The sequence below is a fragment of the Mesorhizobium comanense genome (genome assembly GCF_005503535.1).
In the GTDB taxonomy this organism is placed as follows: domain Bacteria; phylum Pseudomonadota; class Alphaproteobacteria; order Rhizobiales; family Rhizobiaceae; genus Mesorhizobium; species Mesorhizobium comanense.
This window is the reverse complement of record NZ_SCNN01000006.1, coordinates 179,912-195,278: the sequence shown is the minus strand read 5'-3', so window position 1 is coordinate 195,278 and position 15,367 is coordinate 179,912. Positions and strand designations below refer to the sequence as shown.

21 protein-coding genes are annotated in these 15,367 nt (G+C 63.5%); 11 read left to right on the top strand and 10 right to left on the bottom strand.

Features of this window, described 5'->3' with window-relative positions; genetic code table 11:
* Positions 1–165 precede the first annotated feature (165 nt).
* Positions 166–348 carry a hypothetical protein gene (locus tag FFS37_RS13300; RefSeq protein ID WP_171026257.1) on the bottom strand — a complete coding sequence of 61 codons (183 nt, stop codon included), beginning with the start codon at positions 346–348 and terminating at the stop codon, positions 166–168.
* 178 nt (positions 349–526) lie between these two features.
* Here FFS37_RS13300 and FFS37_RS13295 point away from each other — a divergent pair, with 178 nt between their 5' ends.
* From FFS37_RS13295 to FFS37_RS13285, 3 genes are all read left to right on the top strand, one after another.
* Positions 527–1,492 carry a cation diffusion facilitator family transporter gene (locus FFS37_RS13295; protein ID WP_137931535.1) on the top strand — a complete coding sequence of 322 codons (966 nt, stop codon included), beginning with the start codon at positions 527–529 and terminating at the stop codon, positions 1,490–1,492.
* 67 nt (positions 1,493–1,559) lie between these two features.
* Complete coding sequence (locus FFS37_RS13290) at positions 1,560–1,964, top strand: GFA family protein (RefSeq protein WP_137931410.1); 405 nt, start codon at positions 1,560–1,562, stop codon at positions 1,962–1,964.
* Positions 1,965–2,024: 60 nt separating this feature from the next.
* Positions 2,025–2,837: a class I SAM-dependent methyltransferase gene (locus FFS37_RS13285; RefSeq protein ID WP_137931409.1), complete on the top strand. Its 813-nt coding sequence runs from the start codon at positions 2,025–2,027 to the stop codon at positions 2,835–2,837.
* An 18-nt stretch (positions 2,838–2,855) separates the two neighbouring features.
* Here FFS37_RS13285 and FFS37_RS13280 read toward each other — a convergent pair whose 3' ends face one another.
* On the bottom strand, positions 2,856–4,121 hold the full coding sequence (locus tag FFS37_RS13280; RefSeq protein WP_137931408.1) for a DNA recombination protein RmuC: 1,266 nt from the start codon (positions 4,119–4,121) through the stop codon (positions 2,856–2,858).
* 103 nt (positions 4,122–4,224) lie between these two features.
* Here FFS37_RS13280 and def point away from each other — a divergent pair, with 103 nt between their 5' ends.
* Positions 4,225–4,755 (top strand): peptide deformylase, encoded by a 531-nt coding sequence (gene def, locus FFS37_RS13275; protein ID WP_137931407.1) that lies wholly within the window; start codon positions 4,225–4,227, stop codon positions 4,753–4,755.
* Positions 4,756–4,758: 3 nt separating this feature from the next.
* Here def and FFS37_RS13270 read toward each other — a convergent pair whose 3' ends face one another.
* Positions 4,759–5,016: a hypothetical protein gene (locus FFS37_RS13270; RefSeq protein WP_137931406.1), complete on the bottom strand. Its 258-nt coding sequence runs from the start codon at positions 5,014–5,016 to the stop codon at positions 4,759–4,761.
* 119 nt (positions 5,017–5,135) lie between these two features.
* On the opposite strand from FFS37_RS13270, the gene FFS37_RS13265 reads away from it, so the two are divergent.
* The 5 genes from FFS37_RS13265 to truA are packed head-to-tail and all read left to right on the top strand — an operon-like array spanning position 5,136 to position 8,118.
* Entirely contained in the window at positions 5,136–5,423 is a 288-nt protein-coding gene (locus FFS37_RS13265; protein WP_137931405.1) for a plasmid stabilization protein, read from the top strand.
* Positions 5,420–5,845 carry a type II toxin-antitoxin system VapC family toxin gene (locus FFS37_RS13260; protein WP_137931404.1) on the top strand — a complete coding sequence of 142 codons (426 nt, stop codon included), beginning with the start codon at positions 5,420–5,422 and terminating at the stop codon, positions 5,843–5,845. The genes FFS37_RS13265 and FFS37_RS13260 overlap by 4 nt, the downstream gene beginning before the upstream one ends.
* A gap of 43 nt (positions 5,846–5,888) precedes the next feature.
* Complete coding sequence (gene fmt, locus FFS37_RS13255; RefSeq protein WP_137931403.1) at positions 5,889–6,842, top strand: methionyl-tRNA formyltransferase; 954 nt, start codon at positions 5,889–5,891, stop codon at positions 6,840–6,842.
* On the top strand, positions 6,839–7,345 hold the full coding sequence (locus FFS37_RS13250; protein ID WP_137931402.1) for a GNAT family N-acetyltransferase: 507 nt from the start codon (positions 6,839–6,841) through the stop codon (positions 7,343–7,345). The genes fmt and FFS37_RS13250 overlap by 4 nt, the downstream gene beginning before the upstream one ends.
* A gap of 23 nt (positions 7,346–7,368) precedes the next feature.
* Positions 7,369–8,118: a tRNA pseudouridine(38-40) synthase TruA gene (gene truA / locus FFS37_RS13245; protein WP_137931401.1), complete on the top strand. Its 750-nt coding sequence runs from the start codon at positions 7,369–7,371 to the stop codon at positions 8,116–8,118.
* A gap of 19 nt (positions 8,119–8,137) precedes the next feature.
* On the opposite strand, the gene FFS37_RS13240 is transcribed toward truA, so the two are convergent.
* Together FFS37_RS13240 and dapE are read right to left on the bottom strand one after the other, a co-directional pair.
* A complete protein-coding gene (locus tag FFS37_RS13240; protein WP_137931400.1) occupies positions 8,138–8,770 on the bottom strand; it encodes a transporter in 633 nt (210 codons plus the stop codon).
* Positions 8,771–8,775: 5 nt separating this feature from the next.
* Positions 8,776–9,969: a succinyl-diaminopimelate desuccinylase gene (gene dapE / locus FFS37_RS13235; protein ID WP_137931399.1), complete on the bottom strand. Its 1,194-nt coding sequence runs from the start codon at positions 9,967–9,969 to the stop codon at positions 8,776–8,778.
* A gap of 125 nt (positions 9,970–10,094) precedes the next feature.
* On the opposite strand from dapE, the gene FFS37_RS13230 reads away from it, so the two are divergent.
* Entirely contained in the window at positions 10,095–11,141 is a 1,047-nt protein-coding gene (locus FFS37_RS13230; protein ID WP_137931398.1) for a 2-dehydropantoate 2-reductase, read from the top strand.
* Here the strand turns inward: FFS37_RS13230 and FFS37_RS13225 are convergent.
* From FFS37_RS13225 to dapD, 4 genes are all read right to left on the bottom strand, one after another.
* Complete coding sequence (locus FFS37_RS13225; protein ID WP_137931397.1) at positions 11,138–11,839, bottom strand: hypothetical protein; 702 nt, start codon at positions 11,837–11,839, stop codon at positions 11,138–11,140. The genes FFS37_RS13230 and FFS37_RS13225 overlap by 4 nt on opposite strands.
* Positions 11,840–11,869: 30 nt before the next feature.
* Complete coding sequence (locus FFS37_RS13220; RefSeq protein ID WP_010912753.1) at positions 11,870–12,247, bottom strand: DUF805 domain-containing protein; 378 nt, start codon at positions 12,245–12,247, stop codon at positions 11,870–11,872.
* Positions 12,240–12,602: a DUF805 domain-containing protein gene (locus FFS37_RS13215; protein WP_137931395.1), complete on the bottom strand. Its 363-nt coding sequence runs from the start codon at positions 12,600–12,602 to the stop codon at positions 12,240–12,242. The genes FFS37_RS13220 and FFS37_RS13215 overlap by 8 nt, the downstream gene beginning before the upstream one ends.
* 72 nt (positions 12,603–12,674) lie before the next feature.
* Positions 12,675–13,529, bottom strand: a complete 855-nt coding sequence (dapD, locus tag FFS37_RS13210; RefSeq protein WP_137931394.1) for a 2,3,4,5-tetrahydropyridine-2,6-dicarboxylate N-succinyltransferase — start codon at positions 13,527–13,529, stop codon at positions 12,675–12,677.
* A 144-nt stretch (positions 13,530–13,673) separates the two neighbouring features.
* Here dapD and FFS37_RS13205 point away from each other — a divergent pair, with 144 nt between their 5' ends.
* Positions 13,674–14,519 carry an LOG family protein gene (locus tag FFS37_RS13205; RefSeq protein WP_137931393.1) on the top strand — a complete coding sequence of 282 codons (846 nt, stop codon included), beginning with the start codon at positions 13,674–13,676 and terminating at the stop codon, positions 14,517–14,519.
* A 41-nt stretch (positions 14,520–14,560) separates the two neighbouring features.
* Here the strand turns inward: FFS37_RS13205 and FFS37_RS13200 are convergent, their stop codons facing one another.
* Positions 14,561–15,265, bottom strand: coding sequence for a pyrimidine 5'-nucleotidase (locus FFS37_RS13200; protein WP_137931392.1), 705 nt, complete (start codon positions 15,263–15,265; stop codon positions 14,561–14,563).
* Positions 15,266–15,367: the final 102 nt, after the last annotated feature.

The window sequence follows — 15,367 nt, the reverse complement described above, 5'->3', positions numbered from 1 at the left end:
GATGCTCAATCAAACAATGGGCGGGTCGTCCCGGCCGGGATTTGGGAAAGCGCGGGGTCGTCCCCGCGCTTGAGATATAGGAGCGTCCGGACGCCCAATCAACACCATGCCGGCGGCATTGGCGAACGCCGCCGGTATGATCCTGCCATACAGGGTCGCCGTGGCCTACTTTTCCTTGAGGCGCATCGCCTTGACCGGCGCCGCCTTCAGCGCAGGAGCAGCCGCTGGCTTCTTGGCATCCTTTTTCGGTTTGCGGGCTTCCTTGCCTGCTTTCATCGCGCCTTTAGCCATGATTCGTTCCTCCGGTTGCGGGACATGAAGTGAAACAAGAGAAAGGTCCGTAAGCAAGGGGATGTTTCCCGCGATCCGGCGCTCAGGATGCCTGTCAACCGGTTTGGACGACGGGAAGCGCGTCGTCGGACGATATATGGCTGAACGGACATGCTTCTCATGCGTTCAGGATGGATATGGAGCTTCGGCGGGTCGGCGGCTAAGCTCCATGCAATCGGACACAGAGAGGAACCCGATGGCGGGGCATGGCGGCTCCAGAACGGTCATCTACGCGGCGCTGGCAGGCAATCTGGCCATCGCGCTGACGAAGTTCGCCGCCGCGTTCTTCACCGGCAGTTCGGCGATGCTGTCGGAAGGTGTGCATTCGCTGGTCGATACCGGCAATGGTGGGCTGCTGCTCTACGGCATGCACCGCGCCGCGCGCCCTGCCGACCGCACGCATCCGCTGGGGCATGGCCGTGAACTCTATTTCTGGAGCTTCATCGTCGCCCTGCTGGTCTTCGCGCTGGGCGCGGGCGTGTCGTTCTACGAGGGCATCATCCACATCATGGCGCCGGAACCTGTCGCCAACGTCAAGGTCAACTATATCGTTCTGGGCCTGTCCTTCCTGTTCGAAGGCAGCTCCTGGCTGGTGGCGCTGAAGGAATTCCGCCGCGAGAAAGGCAAGCAGGGCTGGCTGCAGGCGGTGCAATCGAGCAAGGACCCCAGCGTCTATACCGTGCTGTTCGAAGACAGTGCGGCACTTCTGGGCCTGATCGTCGCCTTTGCCGGCATATTGGCGGCGGAACTGCTGGAAATGCCGGAACTCGACGGCGCCGCATCGATCGGCATCGCGTTCATCCTCGGCGCCACGGCCATCTTCCTGGCACGCGAAAGCAAGGGCCTGCTGATCGGTGAGCCGGCCTCGCCGGAGGTGCAGAGGCGGGTGCTGGCGATCGCGCAACAGGACCCGGCGGTGCAGCGGGCGAATGGCGTGCTCACCGTCCACATGGGTCCGGAGGAAATCGTCGCCGGCCTCAGCATAGAATTCGAGGACCATCTGGCGGCGCCGGAGATCGAAGCCTGCGTCGAGCGCCTCGAGGCGCGGCTGAAGCAGGAGATGCCCGAGATCACACGGCTGTTCGTCAAGCCGCAGACATCGGGCACCTGGGAGCAGCGGCGCCGGATGATCGAGGCTGCTTCCGATCCGGTGGCGGAATAGCGTCACGGCTTTGCCTCGTTGCCCTTGGTCGTTAAGATCGGGAAATCGACTTTGAGAGGAGCAAGCCATGAAGATCGACGGCGGGTGCCATTGCGGCGCCATCACCTATGAGGCCGAGGTCGATCCGGAGAAGACCTCGATCTGCCACTGCACGGATTGCCAGCAACTGACCGGCACCGCGTTTCGCGTCACGGTTCCCGCGCCACAGGATCACTACCGGATCACAAGGGGCGAGCCGAGGGTCTACATCAAGACCGGCGGTAGCGGCGCCAAGCGCGCCCAGGCCTTCTGTGGTGATTGCGGTTCGCATCTCTATGCGACATCGGTCGGGGATGGCCCGAAAGTGTATGGCGTCAGGGTGGGAACCGCCCGGCAGCGTGAGGATCTGGTGCCGCGCCAGCAGAAATGGCACCGCTCGGCGCTGCATTGGCTGCCGGATTTCGAGATGACGACGGTCGAGGGAGAGCGCTGAGGCGCTCATTCTCGAACGGGCATATGGCAGCAGGCGCATCATGAAACGAAGGGGGTTGCGATGCTCGAAGCCGACAAGCTCTTTGCAGGCTCTATTCCGGAAAACTACGACCGCTACATGGTGCCTTTGATCTTCGCGCCTTACGCACGGGACATGGCGGAGCGGGTTGCCGCCTTTTCGCCGAACGCGGTACTGGAGATCGCGGCCGGCACCGGCGTCGTCACCCGAGAACTGGCGCCCGGACTTCTGCCCGGCACACGCTACGTCGTGACCGATCTCAACCAGCCGATGCTCGACTACGCGGCTTCGCGGCAGGCTGCCGACAGCCGTATCGAATGGCGCCAGGCGGACGCCATGGCGCTGCCGTTCGAGGACGCCGCCTTCGATGTCGTCTGCTGCCAGTTCGGCGCCATGTTCTTTCCCGACCGCGTCGCGGCCTACAAGGAAGCAAGGCGGGTGCTAAGACCAGGCGGACATTTCGTGTTCAACGTGTGGGATCGCATCGAGGACAACGTCTTCGCCGATGACGTGACAAAGGCCCTGGCAGAAATTTTCCCCGAAGATCCGCCGCGTTTCCTGGCCCGCACGCCGCACGGCTATCACGACACGGCGCTGATCCGCCGCGACCTTGCGGACGCTGGCTTCTCCGGCGTGACGATCGAAACGAAAGCGGAGCAGAGCCGCGCATCCTCGCCCGACCTGCCGGCCATGGCATTTTGCAGGGGCACGGTCCTTCGCACGGAGATCGAGGCGCGAAAGCCCGGTGGGCTGGATGCCGCAACGGGCTATGCGGCCGCCGCGATTGCCGAGAAGCACGGCAGCGGCGAGGTCGCCGCAAAGATCCAGGCCCATGTCATCGTGGCAGAGGTCTAGCCGCCTGGAGCCATACGCTCAGTCGTCGCCCTCGACGACCCTCAGCCTCAACTGCCCGGTCTTGGAATCAGCGGCGCGGGTTGCGTTGTCCACTCTGGCGGGCGGCACCCGCGCTGGCGTTTCGGCTTCGCCATCGGCCGGCGCGCCGAACTCAAGCGCCTCGATCTTCTGGCCACGCCTGGTCACTTTCGAGGTCGAGACGAGGATGTCCTCGATGTCCTTGGCCGACTGGCCGAAATGGCCCTGCAGTTTGCGCACCCGCTCGTCGACCCGCTGAACATCCTCCATCAGGCGGATCACCTCGCCCTGGATCAGGTGCGCCTGTTCGCGCATCCGGGCGTCCTTCAGGATCGCCTGGATGACCTGGATCGATAGCATCAGCAGCGACGGCGAGACGATGATGACGCGGGCGCGATGCGCCTTCTGCACCACGGCCTCGAAATTCTCGTGTATCTCGGCGAACACCGATTCCGAGGGCACGAACATGAAGGCGGTGTCCTGCGTCTCGCCCTGGATCAGGTATTTTTCGGCGATATCGCGAATATGCACCTCGATGTCGCGGCGGAAGGCCTGCGCGGCGCCGCGTTGCAGATCGGGACCATCCGAGGCGCGGATGGCGTTCCAGGCCTCTAGCGGAAACTTGGCGTCGATGGCGAGCGAGGGCGCACTGTTAGGCATTTTGACCAGGCAATCCGGCCGGCTGCCGTTCGACAGGGTGGCCTGAAATTCATAGGCGCCGTGCGGCAGGCCGTCGGCGACGATCGCCTCCATGCGCGACTGGCCAAAGGCGCCGCGCGTCTGCTTGTTGGAGAGGATCGCCTGCAACTGCACGACCTGGCCAGCGAGCGACTGGATGTTGCCCTGCGCGGTGTCGATGACGGCCAGACGCTCCTGCAGTTTGGCCAGGCTCTCATGCGTCGACTTCGTCTGTTCGGTCATGGTCTGGCCGATGCGGCCGGTCATGGCATCGAGGCGCTGGCCTATCGACTGCGTCAGCTCCGCCTGACGGGCGCCGAACACTTCGGCGATGGCGCCCATTCGGCCCTGCATTTCCGCCTGCGCCTGCAGGATGCCGGCCATGCGCGCCTCGGCGTCGCGGGCGTGGTCGGCGGCCTCGGCAGCCGCGACCGCGCGCGCCTTGCCCGACCGCCACAAGGCAATGACGAGCGCCGCGAACAGACCAAAGAACAGGAGCGCCCCGAAGGCCAGCGCATGACCGAGCGTTATGGTGGACGCGCCAAGGCGGGCGACGGGTTCCGAAAGGATGGTGCTCACGTCATTCATCGGGACAGCATAGCCGATTCGTCGGCCTGGCACAGATCAAAACGGGAACGCACCCCAGGCACCCCGGTTGACGCGTTTCGCTGGAGGTCTTAGGTGGGACGCCATGCCGATCAAGCCGCTCATCATTCTTCCCGACCCCATCCTGCGCCAGGTTTCCAAGCCGGTGGAGCGCGTCGATGTTCCCTTGCGCACCTTAGCCGACGACATGCTTGCGACGATGTATGACGCGCCTGGCATCGGGCTGGCGGCGATCCAGATCGGCGAGCCGCTGCGCATGCTGGTCATCGACCTCGCCAAGGAAGACGAGACGCCGGCGCCGCATGTGTTCATCAATCCTGAGATCCTGGAAAGCGCCGAGGCGCGGTCCGTCTACGAGGAAGGCTGCCTGTCTATCCCCGACTACTACGCCGAGGTCGAACGCCCCGCTTCGGTGCGGGTGAAATATCTCGACCGCGACGGCAAGCTGCAGGAGATGGAAGCCGAAGGGCTGATGGCGACCTGCCTGCAGCATGAGATCGACCATCTCAACGGGGTGCTGTTCATAGACCACATCTCGAAGCTGAAGCGCGACATGGTGGTGAAGAAGTTCAGGAAGCTGGCCAAGGACAAGGCGCCGGGCAAGCTGGTGGGATAGTATTTACTCCAGCAGGCCACGCAGAACCCGTTCTTTGCCTATCTCGATTGCTCTCGCGCCGATTTCAATTGCGAGCGCACGAGACTCTGGTGAGAAAATCAAGACTATGACGATCGCCCTTGCTACCAGAGGCGTGACATAGACGGCGAAATTGCTTTCCCTTCGCCTCGACAATTCGCCTTTCTCATAGAGCTCCTCGACCGATTTGAATTCGACGATTGGCGGACGATGTTTTACGGAATGCTGTTGATCGCGCTCCATATGAAGCTCCTTAGGCGAGACAAGCTTCACAGTTTATCGCGTTCGCGGAGGGGTAGACTTATCGCTCTTCTTGTATGCATAGGCCTCCAATGATATCGTTGATATCAACGGAGGTTCCGATGGGCGATATGTTGATCAGGGATATTCCCGAGCCGCTGAAGCATGAAATCGAGCAGGCGGCACGCAAGGGTGGTCAAAGCCTCTCGATCAAGGCGATCGATCTGCTGCGAAAAGGTATGGTTGCGGAAAAGGAGGGTAGGCTGGAGCCGAGCCTTTCGGCTTGGGATGCGATTCGCGCTGCCTTCGCATCGGAAAACGCAATCAGCGAAGAATTTGCTCAGATGATGGACGAGATCGAAGCAGAAAGAAAACGTGACTTTGGCCGCCCCGTTGAGGATTTCGGGTGATCGTCCTCGATACGAATGTCGTCTCAGAGGCGAGCCGGCCTGCACCTGATCCAAACGTTGTTGAGTGGTTTCGCAGACAGGATCTGCTCGATCTCTATCTGTGCGGCCCTGTCGTCATGGAGCAGTCTTTCGGGGCTGAGAGGTTTCTGAACAAGACCGGTTCAGATCGCCATGTTCGTGCTCTTGACCACCTGATCTCGAAGCAATTTTCGGGTCGCATCGTCGAATTCGTCGGCCCTGTTCCCCGTCTGGCAGGCAAGCTTCGGGCAACGCGGGAGAATATCGGCCGGCCGATAAGCTTTTCCGACGCCATGATCGCCGCGATCTGTCTCGCCCATGATGCGACGCTTGCAACGCGCAATGTCCGCGACTTCGACGGGCTTGACCTGAAGATCGTAAACCCGTTTGAAGCGAGCGCCTGAGCCAATTGGCGTTGCAGGCGCGGAAACAGGATTGCAGGACAGAATGCCCCTTCGCGTCATCTTCATGGGCACGCCGGAATTTTCGGTGCCGACGTTGCGCGCGATCGCCGGGGCCGGCCATGAGGTCGCGGCCATCTACACGCAGCCGCCACGCGCGGCCGGCCGGCGCGGACTGGAACTGACGCCGTCGCCGGTGCAAGGCGAGGCGGAACGGCTTGGCATCGAGGTGCGCACGCCGACATTGCTCAAGGGCGAGGCCGAGCAGGCTGCCTTTCGCGCGCTTGGCGCCGATGTCGCCGTGGTCGTCGCCTACGGCCTGCTCCTGCCGAAGGCCGTCCTGGATGCGCCCCGGCTGGCCTGCATCAACGGCCATGCATCGCTTCTGCCGCGCTGGCGCGGCGCCGCCCCCATACAGCGCGCCATCATGGCCGGAGACGCCGAGACCGGCATGATGGTGATGCGCATGGAGGAAGGCCTCGACACCGGACCGGTGGGACTGGTTGAAAAATGCGCCATCGACCCCGATATGACAGCTGGCGAACTGCATGATCGGCTGATGGGTATCGGTGCCGCGCTGATCGTGGAGGCACTGGCCGGACTGGAACGGAACACCCTGACATTTGCCCCGCAAACGGCGGAAGGGGTGACTTATGCCAGAAAAATCGATAAATCCGAGACGCGCGTGGATTGGACACGGCCTGCCGTCGAGGTCCACAACCACATTCGTGGCCTGTCGCCGTTTCCCGGCGCCTGGTGCGAAATTGACATTGGCGGCCGCCAGGAACGGCTGAAACTGCTTCGCTCGACACTATCGGATGACCTATCGCGTCCGGAAGATTTGGGCGAGTCGGGAGGAATTCTCGATGACCGGCTGACGGTCGCCTGCGGGGCGGGCGCGGTCAGGCTGGTCGAAGTTCAACGTGCGGGCGGAAAGCCTGCCGCCGCGTCGGAATTCCTGCGCGGAGCCAAGATCGAAAAAGGAATGAAATTGTCATGAGCATGATGTCGATACGCGCGGCGACGCCGCGGGATCGCGAGGCTATCCGCCTCGTCGAGGAACACGCTTTCGGCCAGCAGGCTGAGGCTGGCCTGGTCGACGCGTTGGTCACCGGCGGCGACGCCGTCGCCGAACTGGTCGCCGAAGAAGACGGACAGGTGGTCGGCCATATCCTGTTTTCGCGGCTGTTCGTCCAGAATGGCGGCAAGCGTTTCGCGGCCGTAGCACTCGCGCCGCTGGCGGTGGAACCCTCGTTCCATGGCAGCGGCATCGGCGGCGCTCTGATCCGCGAAGCTCACATCCGGCTCAAGGAGGCCGGCGAGACGCTTGCCGTGGTGCTGGGCGATCCGGCCTATTACGGCCGTTTCGGCTACAGCCATGAGCGCGCCGAGAAATTCGAGACCGAATATCAGGGCGAGGCGCTGCAGGCACTGGCCTGGGGCGACGCTCCGGAAGCCGGCAGGCTGGTCTACGCCTCCGCCTTCACCGCCCTCGCCGCTTAGGCGAAAGCATATAGCTGGCCGGCATGCCGCGTTTTCGTCTCGACATCGAATATGACGGCAGCCTGTTCGCCGGCTGGCAGCATCAGGCCGATCAGCCTTCGGTGCAGCAGGCGATCGAACAGGCGATCGAAAAATTCAGTGGCGAGGCGGTGCGGACACGTGCCGCCGGCCGCACCGACGCCGGCGTGCATGCAACCGCCCAGGTGGCGCATGCCGACCTCGCCAAGGCGTGGGCCGGCGACAAGGTGCGCGATGCCATCAACGCGCACCTGCAGGCTGCCGGCGCGCATGTCGCCATTCTCAAGGCCACGCCCGTCGCCGACGATTTCGACGCGCGCTTCTCGGCCACCGGCCGGCACTATCTCTACCGCATCCTCAACCGCCGCGCGCCCGCCGCGCTGGAAAAGGGCAAGGTGTGGTGGGTGCCGAAGCGGCTCGATGCCGACGCCATGCACGAGGCGGCGAAGGTGCTGCTCGGACGGCACGACTTCACCACCTTCCGTTCCACGCAGTGCCAGGCCAACAGCCCGGTCCGGACACTGGAACGTCTCGACGTGGAAAGGGTCGGCGACATGATCGAGGTCAGAGCCTCGGCACGCTCATTCCTGCACAATCAGGTCCGTTCCATGGTCGGCTCGCTTAAGCGTGTCGGCGACGGCGGCTGGAGCGCAGCCGACCTCAAGGCGGCACTCGAAGCGCACGATCGCGCCGCCTGCGGCCAGGTGGCGCCGCCCGACGGGCTTTTTCTTACCGGCGTCGACTATCCGGAATAGGACGGAACACAGGAAGGCCCTATCCGGGGAAGAACCCGGAAAGGCTTTGGGCGCCGACATCGTCCGGCACGGTGATGCCGAGCAGCATCTGCAGCCCGAACAGCACCAGCAGCGAAGCGATGAACATGCTGACGAAAACGGCTGTTCCGACCGCCGCTCCCTTGCCGATCGTCGCATTGGTCATGCGCCAGGTCAGCACCATCGACAGCGAAAACAACAGCAGCGACACGAGGCTCGAGACCTGGCTCGCCGACGACACGAAAAGCCTGATCAGCGCCGATGGCAGCATCAGCCAGGCGGTGATGGCCGAAGCCCAGTTGCTGGCGACGACATAATGAACGAAACGGCCGCCGATGCCCGCGCGCGGCGCGACCAGAGCGAGCGCTACCAACGGCAGCACCCAGGAGCCGATATCGACCGCTGCCAGGCGCAACAGCATGCTGAAGCGGCCCACGAACGCGTCGGGGTCACCGATCTCGTTGGCGATGCCGACCCAGCCGACGATCAGCGCCGGGGCGGCGACGATGATGGCGAAAAAGGAATTCCAGAAACCGTCAGCCGACAGGTCGAGCAGGCGCAGGCCGTCGGCCTTGCCGAGCATCAGCCGCCAGGCGCCGTTCAGCGAAGCTTGGGTATCGTCCGCCGAAAGCATTCTCTTCAGCCCTGCCCGAACCAGTCTTCGATGAAGCGCTGGTAGATCCGCGTCAGCGTTTCGAGATCGGCAAGCGCGACGCGCTCGTCGACCATGTGCATGGTCTTGCCGACCAGGCCGAACTCCACCACCGGGCAGTAATCCTTGATGAAACGTGCATCCGACGTGCCGCCGGAGGTCGACAGCGCCGGCTCCTTGCCGATGGCGGCCTTGATCGAGCCGGCAAGCGTGCCGATCAGCTTGTCGTCGCGGGTCAGGAAGACATGGCTGGGCCGGTCGCGCCAGACCAGGTCATAGTCGACGGGCGTCTTCTTGCCCGGCCGGTACTTCCTGCGCCTGGCCGCCTGGTCGAGGCGGTTGTGGATTTCGGCCTGCACGGTCTCGGCCGTCCAGCTGTCGTTGAAGCGGATGTTGAAGGTGGCGGTCGCCCTGGCCGCAATGACATTGGTGGCCGGGTTGCCGACATCGATGGAGGTCACTTCCAGATTGGTCGGCTGGAAGTCCTTCGTGCCCTTGTCGAAGACGGGATGCAGCAAGGCATCGACAAGGCTCATCAAGCCGCGCACCGGATTGTCGGCAAGGTGCGGATAGGCGGCATGGCCCTGGCGGCCATTGACCGTGACCGAGCCGGAGAGCGAACCGCGCCGGCCGATCTTGATCATGTCGCCGAGCGTATCGGGATTGGTCGGCTCGCCGACGATCGCGGCATCCCATTTCTCGCCCCTGGACGCGGCCCATTCGAGCAGCTTGACCGTGCCGTTGATGGCCGGGCCTTCCTCATCGCCGGTGATCAGCAGCGAGACCGAGCCCTTGGGGCCGCCGTTTGCCTCGACATGGCGCGCCAGCGCCGCGATGAAACAGGCGATGCCGCCCTTCATGTCGACGGCGCCACGACCATACATCTCGCCATGGGCGATCTCGGCGGCGAAAGGCGGATGCGTCCAGGCGGCCTCGTCGCCCACAGGCACCACGTCGGTATGACCGGCGAACATCAGATGCGGCCCGTTGCCGGAACGCCTCGCATAAAGGTTCTCGATGTCTGGCGTGCCGTCCTCGGAAAAAACCGGCCGGTCGACCAGGAAGCCAAGCGGCTTCAGCATCGTTTCCAGTGCGCCGAGCGCGCCCCCTTCAGCGGGGGTCACGGAGGCGCAACGGATAAGGGCGGCGAGGTTTTCGGCGGGATCGGTCGGCAGCGTCATGGCAAAAGCGATAATCGAAAGCTGAAGGCCTGTCACGGCCTGACATAAGGGCCAGTCCCATGGCGGACGATGACGCCGACATTATGGTTTTCATGTCGTATAGTCGGAACTGGCGGAGCCAAAGAATGAGAAACGGGGAAAACAGGATCGTCATTGCCGGCGCCGGCAGCATCGGCTGCTATGTCGGCGGCTGCCTGGCGCTTGCCGGGCGGCAGGTGGTTCTTCTCGCGCGGCCGCGCATCGAGGCGGCGGTGCGGCAAGGTGGTTTGCGCGTCAGCGACCTCGACGGTCGCGACCGCCTCGTCAAGGCGGACGCTTTCGAAATTGCCGCTGATCCCGCCGCCGCCCTGCCGGGCGCCGATGTGATCCTGGTGACGGTCAAGAGCGGCGCGACGCAGGAGATGGCCGCGCTCATCAAGGCGCATGCCGGCCCCGACGCTATCGTGATCAGTCTGCAGAACGGCGTCGACAATGCCGACAGGCTGCGCGCCGCGCTTGGCCAGCGGCAGGTGCTGGCCGGCATGGTGCCCTTCAACGTCGTGCAGTCCCCGGACGGCGACCTGCCGCTGCGCGTCCACCGCGCCAGCGAGGGCAAGGTGATGATCGAGGACGGCAGCGGCGATGTCGCGAGTTTTCTCAATGTCGAGGGGCTGGCCGTCGAAAGGCATGGCGACATGAAAGCCGTGCTGTGGGGCAAACTGTTGATGAACCTTAACAACGCGCTGGTGGCGCTGTCGGGCCTGCCGCTGGCGACGGAACTCGCCGACCGCCACTGGCGGCTGATCCTGGCCCGCCAGATCGACGAGGCGCTGCTGGCGATGAGGAAGGCAGGTATCGAGCCGGCGCGCATCGCCGGCCTGCGGCCGGCCCTGTTGCCGAAAGTGCTCAAACTGCCGGACTGGCTGTTCGGATTGCTGGCGCGACGCATGCTGGCGATCGACCCCGAGGCCCGTTCGTCGATGTGGGACGATCTGCAGCGCGGCAGGGCGACGGAGATCGACGACCTGCAGGGCGCCATCTTGCGCCTGGCGCAGGGAGCGGGTGCGCCCACGCCAATGATCGAACGCATCATCGCGCTGGTGGGCGAGGCGGAAGCAGCCGGACGAGGCTCGCCGCGGCTGGCGCCCGAACTGGTCGGCGCGGCGGGCATACCCGGAAGGAAGCTTAGTTAGGTCCGGCCGTCGATCAGGGTGATCTTCTGCCAGATCTTGCGCGACAGGTTGGAGCTCAGGTTCTCGATGTCGTTGACGCCGTCGATGACGACGTCGTCATTGACCGACTGGGCGAACAGGGCGGCGATCTTGCCGGTGATCGACAGCATTTCCGAGCAATAGTCGAGATAGCGCGCGAGATCGGCGGCATTGGTGAGACGGGCGGGTGAATGGGCCGTCGGCTTGAAATTGGCCGAAAGCGTCGCCGGATCCTTGGTCAGCTGGTGCATGTCGATGACATGGATCAGCGATCGCAGCCCATGCAGTTGCCGGAACACCTTCTTGCGCTTGATGCGCTCCTCGGTGCGGATGAGAGCCAGGAAGCCGAGCACGGCAAGGATGACGGTGTTGATCGAAGCCTCGATACCCTGCACCGATTGCACCGCATCGTCGGTTCCCGAAATGCGGTCGAGCGGCAGGATGGTGCCGACGAACAGGAAGATCAGCACGCCGGCGACGAAGGCCGCGACGATGACGCCGCGCAGCCACCAGATCGGTTCCTCCAGCGCCTTTGCCGCCTTCGCCAGATCGCGCGACAGGGACACCAGTTCTGCGGCGACACCACGCAGGCCGGCCTCGGGGAATCGGTCGGCCACGCGGCCCTCAAGCCGCTCGGCGGTCTCGACGATCAGTTTCGGATCAAGCGTGCGGTAGCGCATGGCGAGATATCCGGCCCATCGTGAAGGGCTTCAGGGTTGAGCCGGCTCGTTGGTGCGCCGGCCATAGCGATTGGGTCCAGGCTGCCCCGGAAACAGGCACAAGACAAGAAAAGCGACGATCGACACCACCGGGACGAACAGAATCAGCGCGGCAATGCCCGGCTTGTCGAGGTCGTGCAGCCGCTTCACCGCGAGCGCGATATTCGACCAGAGCGAAGCGATAAAGGCGATGAAAAAGATGAACGACCACATGTTGCTCTCGGCCGAGCCTTCCGGCACCAGCGTGAAGCGGTAGAGCGGAAAGGCCTGAATGATGGCGACGAGCAGCCCGCCAAGAAAATAGGCCGCGCGGCTGACGCGGCCCGATGTCTTGAAGAAAAGCCATGTGAGATTTGAACTGTCAGGCAAGCGGGTCCGGTCCATATTGATTGGCACCGCTGGTGCCCTGGAGGATGCCGAGTTCCACCAGCAGCCAGATGCCACCGATGACGGGTACGAGGCCGATGAGCGTCCACCAGCCCGATTTGTTGCGGTCGTGCCAGCGTTTGGCATAGAGGGCAAGCGCGAAATAGATCGACGCCAGTGCGACAAGGATGCCGATGATGCCGACCTGGGCGCCGCTGGCCGTGGTGAAACGCGTGCCGAGGATCGCATCGAGAATGAAGGCGACGATGCCTATCACGATGAAAATGCCGATGCCGGCCCAGAACTTGGCTCTGTTGATGCGACCGTCGAAGCTTGTGAGCAGATACTTCCAGTCCATGTCACCCCTCCATGTTGAACCAGCGCGACGGATTGCCGCGCCGGCGGAAGGTGCTCCCGCTTTTGGAAAAGATCAATCGCGCAGCAATTCGTTGATCGAGGTCTTGGAGCGGGTCTTGGCATCGACGCGCTTGACGATGACAGCGCAGTAGAGGCTAGGGCCGGGCTCACCGTTCGGGAAAGGCTTGCCCGGCATCGAGCCTGCGACCACCACCGAATTGGGCGGCACCTCGCCGTAGAAGACCTCACCGGTGGCGCGGTCGACGATCTTGGTCGACTGGCCGATGAAGACGCCCATGCCGAGCACCGAGCCTTCGCGCACGATGCAGCCCTCGACGACTTCGGAACGCGCGCCGATGAAGCAATTGTCCTCGATGATGGTGGGGCCGGCCTGCATCGGCTCCAGCACGCCGCCGATGCCGACGCCGCCCGAAAGGTGAACGTTCTTGCCGATCTGGGCACAGGAGCCGACCGAGGCCCAGGTGTCGACCATGGTGCCGGAATCGACATAGGCGCCGACATTGACGAAGGACGGCATCAGCACGGCGCCCGGGGCGACATAGGCCGAACGGCGCACGATCGACGACGGCACGGCGCGGAACCCGGCCTTTTCGAAATCGACGGCGCTCCAGCCGTCGAACTTGGACGGCACCTTGTCCCACCATACCGCCTGGCCGGGGCCGCCCTTGATGATCTCCATCGGGTTCAGCCGGAAGGAGAGCAGCACCGCCTTCTTCAGCCACTGGTTGACGTGCCACTTGCCATCGGGTTGGCGTTCGGCGACGCGGGCCGTGCCATGGTCGAGCAGGTCGAGCGCCGACTGGATAGCGTCGCGCGTTTCGCCGCGGGTGGCGGTCGAAATCGTATCGCGCTCCTCGAAGGCCTTGTCGATGGTCTTCTCGAGGCTCGCCAGATCAGGCTTCGACATGATTTCGCTCCATTACCAAGCTGTTAAGGGGCAACGCCTTAACCTGTTTCCAAAGTCGCGCGGACCCTATGTTAAGGTGCAATGGGGGTCAATCGTGGCTGCGTCACGGGACGACGCAAGTGAAGGAATGGACGGGTGGATTCAATGACTCCCATGGAAAAGGCGGGATGGACGCCGCTGCCGCATTCGGACGAGGATCTGGAGCGGTCGAAAAGCGTGCCGGACACGCCGCAGACGCGCGCCGAAACCTACCGGCTGGCCTGGAACGATCCCGACTTCATGACCCGGCGCGAACTGCGCGCGGTGCGGCTGCAGCTCGAACTCCTGAAACCGGAGATGATCCTGGCCGAGCGCGGCATACGCTCGACGGTGATCCTGTTTGGCGGTGCGCGCCTGCCCGAGCCCGGCGGCGAGGCCTGGGCGGCCAAGAACGAGACGCAGAAGAAGAACCTCGAGGAAAACAGCAAATATTACGAAGAGGCGCGCAAATTCGCCCGCCTCTGCTCGCAGCAATCGGCCACCTCGTACTACCGCGAGTATGTCGTGGTCACGGGCGGCGGCCCCGGCGTGATGGAGGCGGGAAACCGCGGCGCCGACGATGTCGGGGCGCCGTCGATCGGGCTCAACATCGTGTTGCCGCACGAACAGGCCCCGAACGCTTATGTGACGCCGGAGCTGTGCTTCAACTTCCACTATTTCGCCATCCGCAAGATGCACTTCGTCATGCGCGCCAAGGCGGTCGCCGTATTCCCCGGCGGCTTCGGCACGATGGACGAATTCTTCGAGACGCTGACGCTGATCCAGACCGGACGCATGGAGCGCGTGCCGGTGATCCTGTTCGGCAAGTCCTTCTGGAAGCGGGCGATCGACCTCGATTTCCTCGCCGAGCAAGGCACGATCAGTCCCGGCGACCAGGACATCATCGACTTCGTCGACACCGCCGACGAGGCGTGGGGGATCATCAGCAGGTTTTACAAATTGGGAGAGTAGGGAATAGGCAGTAGGGGGTAGAGCGCAGCCCCGACAGATACCTACTGCCTACTCACTATTCCAGTCAGAAATCCCGCCAGATCGTCAGTGACGTAATCGACGTCATCCTCCTGCGCGGGATCGCGCTCCCATATTTCGGAGAAGGTCGGCTCGAAATTCCGCGGCACGACAAGAACCGTGGTCATGCCCAGCGACTTCGGCACCTCGAGGTTGCGGGCGAGATCCTCGAACATCACCGCATTGTGGCCGGTGACGGCATGCAGTTCGGCGAACTTCTCGTAGGTCTGGCGCGCGGGCTTGGGATTGAGGTCCGCCGCGACGATATCGAAAATGTCGTCGAAGTGATCCAGGATGCCGAGCTGGCGCGCGGTGCGCTCGGCATGCCTGCGGTCGCCATTGGTGAAGATGAACTTGCGGCCGGGAAGCTGGCGGATGGCGGTGCCGAGAACCGGATCGGGCACCAGCCAGGAATAGTCGATGTCGTGCACCCTCTCGAGGAAATCGTCGGGGTCGATGCCATGGCGCGTCATGAGGCCGTTCAGCGTCGTGCCATATTCGAGATAAAGCTCCTTCTGCAGCTTTCGAGCGTCGTCGCGCGGCAGCGTCAGCAACTCGCCGATGTAGGCGGTCATCTTGGCGTCGATCTGCGAGAACAGATTCGAATGATGCGGATAGAGCGTGTTGTCGAGGTCGAACACCCAGTCGGTGACATGGGCGAAGCGGGCGGGATCCGGGAGCGTGGTCATGCGCTCCTTATGGCATGAAACGGGGATTCTGAAAGGCACTTTATCCACAACTTCCACGCGCCTTGAGTGGCAGAAATGGCCCGGCCATTCAAATTTTAAGCA

What these genes read in the sequence shown, in the direction of transcription:
- FFS37_RS13295 (WP_137931535.1), top strand. Translation starts at nt 527, where the DNA reads ATGGCGGGGCATGGCGGCTCCAGAACGGTCATCTACGCGGCGCTGGCA.
- FFS37_RS13290 (WP_137931410.1), top strand. Translation starts at nt 1,560, where the DNA reads ATGAAGATCGACGGCGGGTGCCATTGCGGCGCCATCACCTATGAGGCC.
- FFS37_RS13285 (WP_137931409.1), top strand. Translation starts at nt 2,025, where the DNA reads ATGCTCGAAGCCGACAAGCTCTTTGCAGGCTCTATTCCGGAAAACTAC.
- FFS37_RS13280 (WP_137931408.1), bottom strand. Translation starts at nt 4,121, where the DNA reads ATGAATGACGTGAGCACCATCCTTTCGGAACCCGTCGCCCGCCTTGGC.
- def (WP_137931407.1), top strand. Translation starts at nt 4,225, where the DNA reads ATGCCGATCAAGCCGCTCATCATTCTTCCCGACCCCATCCTGCGCCAG.
- FFS37_RS13270 (WP_137931406.1), bottom strand. Translation starts at nt 5,016, where the DNA reads ATGGAGCGCGATCAACAGCATTCCGTAAAACATCGTCCGCCAATCGTC.
- FFS37_RS13265 (WP_137931405.1), top strand. Translation starts at nt 5,136, where the DNA reads ATGGGCGATATGTTGATCAGGGATATTCCCGAGCCGCTGAAGCATGAA.
- fmt (WP_137931403.1), top strand. Translation starts at nt 5,889, where the DNA reads ATGCCCCTTCGCGTCATCTTCATGGGCACGCCGGAATTTTCGGTGCCG.
- FFS37_RS13250 (WP_137931402.1), top strand. Translation starts at nt 6,839, where the DNA reads ATGAGCATGATGTCGATACGCGCGGCGACGCCGCGGGATCGCGAGGCT.
- truA (WP_137931401.1), top strand. Translation starts at nt 7,369, where the DNA reads ATGCCGCGTTTTCGTCTCGACATCGAATATGACGGCAGCCTGTTCGCC.
- FFS37_RS13240 (WP_137931400.1), bottom strand. Translation starts at nt 8,770, where the DNA reads ATGCTTTCGGCGGACGATACCCAAGCTTCGCTGAACGGCGCCTGGCGG.
- dapE (WP_137931399.1), bottom strand. Translation starts at nt 9,969, where the DNA reads ATGACGCTGCCGACCGATCCCGCCGAAAACCTCGCCGCCCTTATCCGT.
- FFS37_RS13230 (WP_137931398.1), top strand. Translation starts at nt 10,095, where the DNA reads ATGAGAAACGGGGAAAACAGGATCGTCATTGCCGGCGCCGGCAGCATC.
- FFS37_RS13225 (WP_137931397.1), bottom strand. Translation starts at nt 11,839, where the DNA reads ATGCGCTACCGCACGCTTGATCCGAAACTGATCGTCGAGACCGCCGAG.
- FFS37_RS13215 (WP_137931395.1), bottom strand. Translation starts at nt 12,602, where the DNA reads ATGGACTGGAAGTATCTGCTCACAAGCTTCGACGGTCGCATCAACAGA.
- dapD (WP_137931394.1), bottom strand. Translation starts at nt 13,529, where the DNA reads ATGTCGAAGCCTGATCTGGCGAGCCTCGAGAAGACCATCGACAAGGCC.
- FFS37_RS13205 (WP_137931393.1), top strand. Translation starts at nt 13,674, where the DNA reads ATGACTCCCATGGAAAAGGCGGGATGGACGCCGCTGCCGCATTCGGAC.
- FFS37_RS13200 (WP_137931392.1), bottom strand. Translation starts at nt 15,265, where the DNA reads ATGACCACGCTCCCGGATCCCGCCCGCTTCGCCCATGTCACCGACTGG.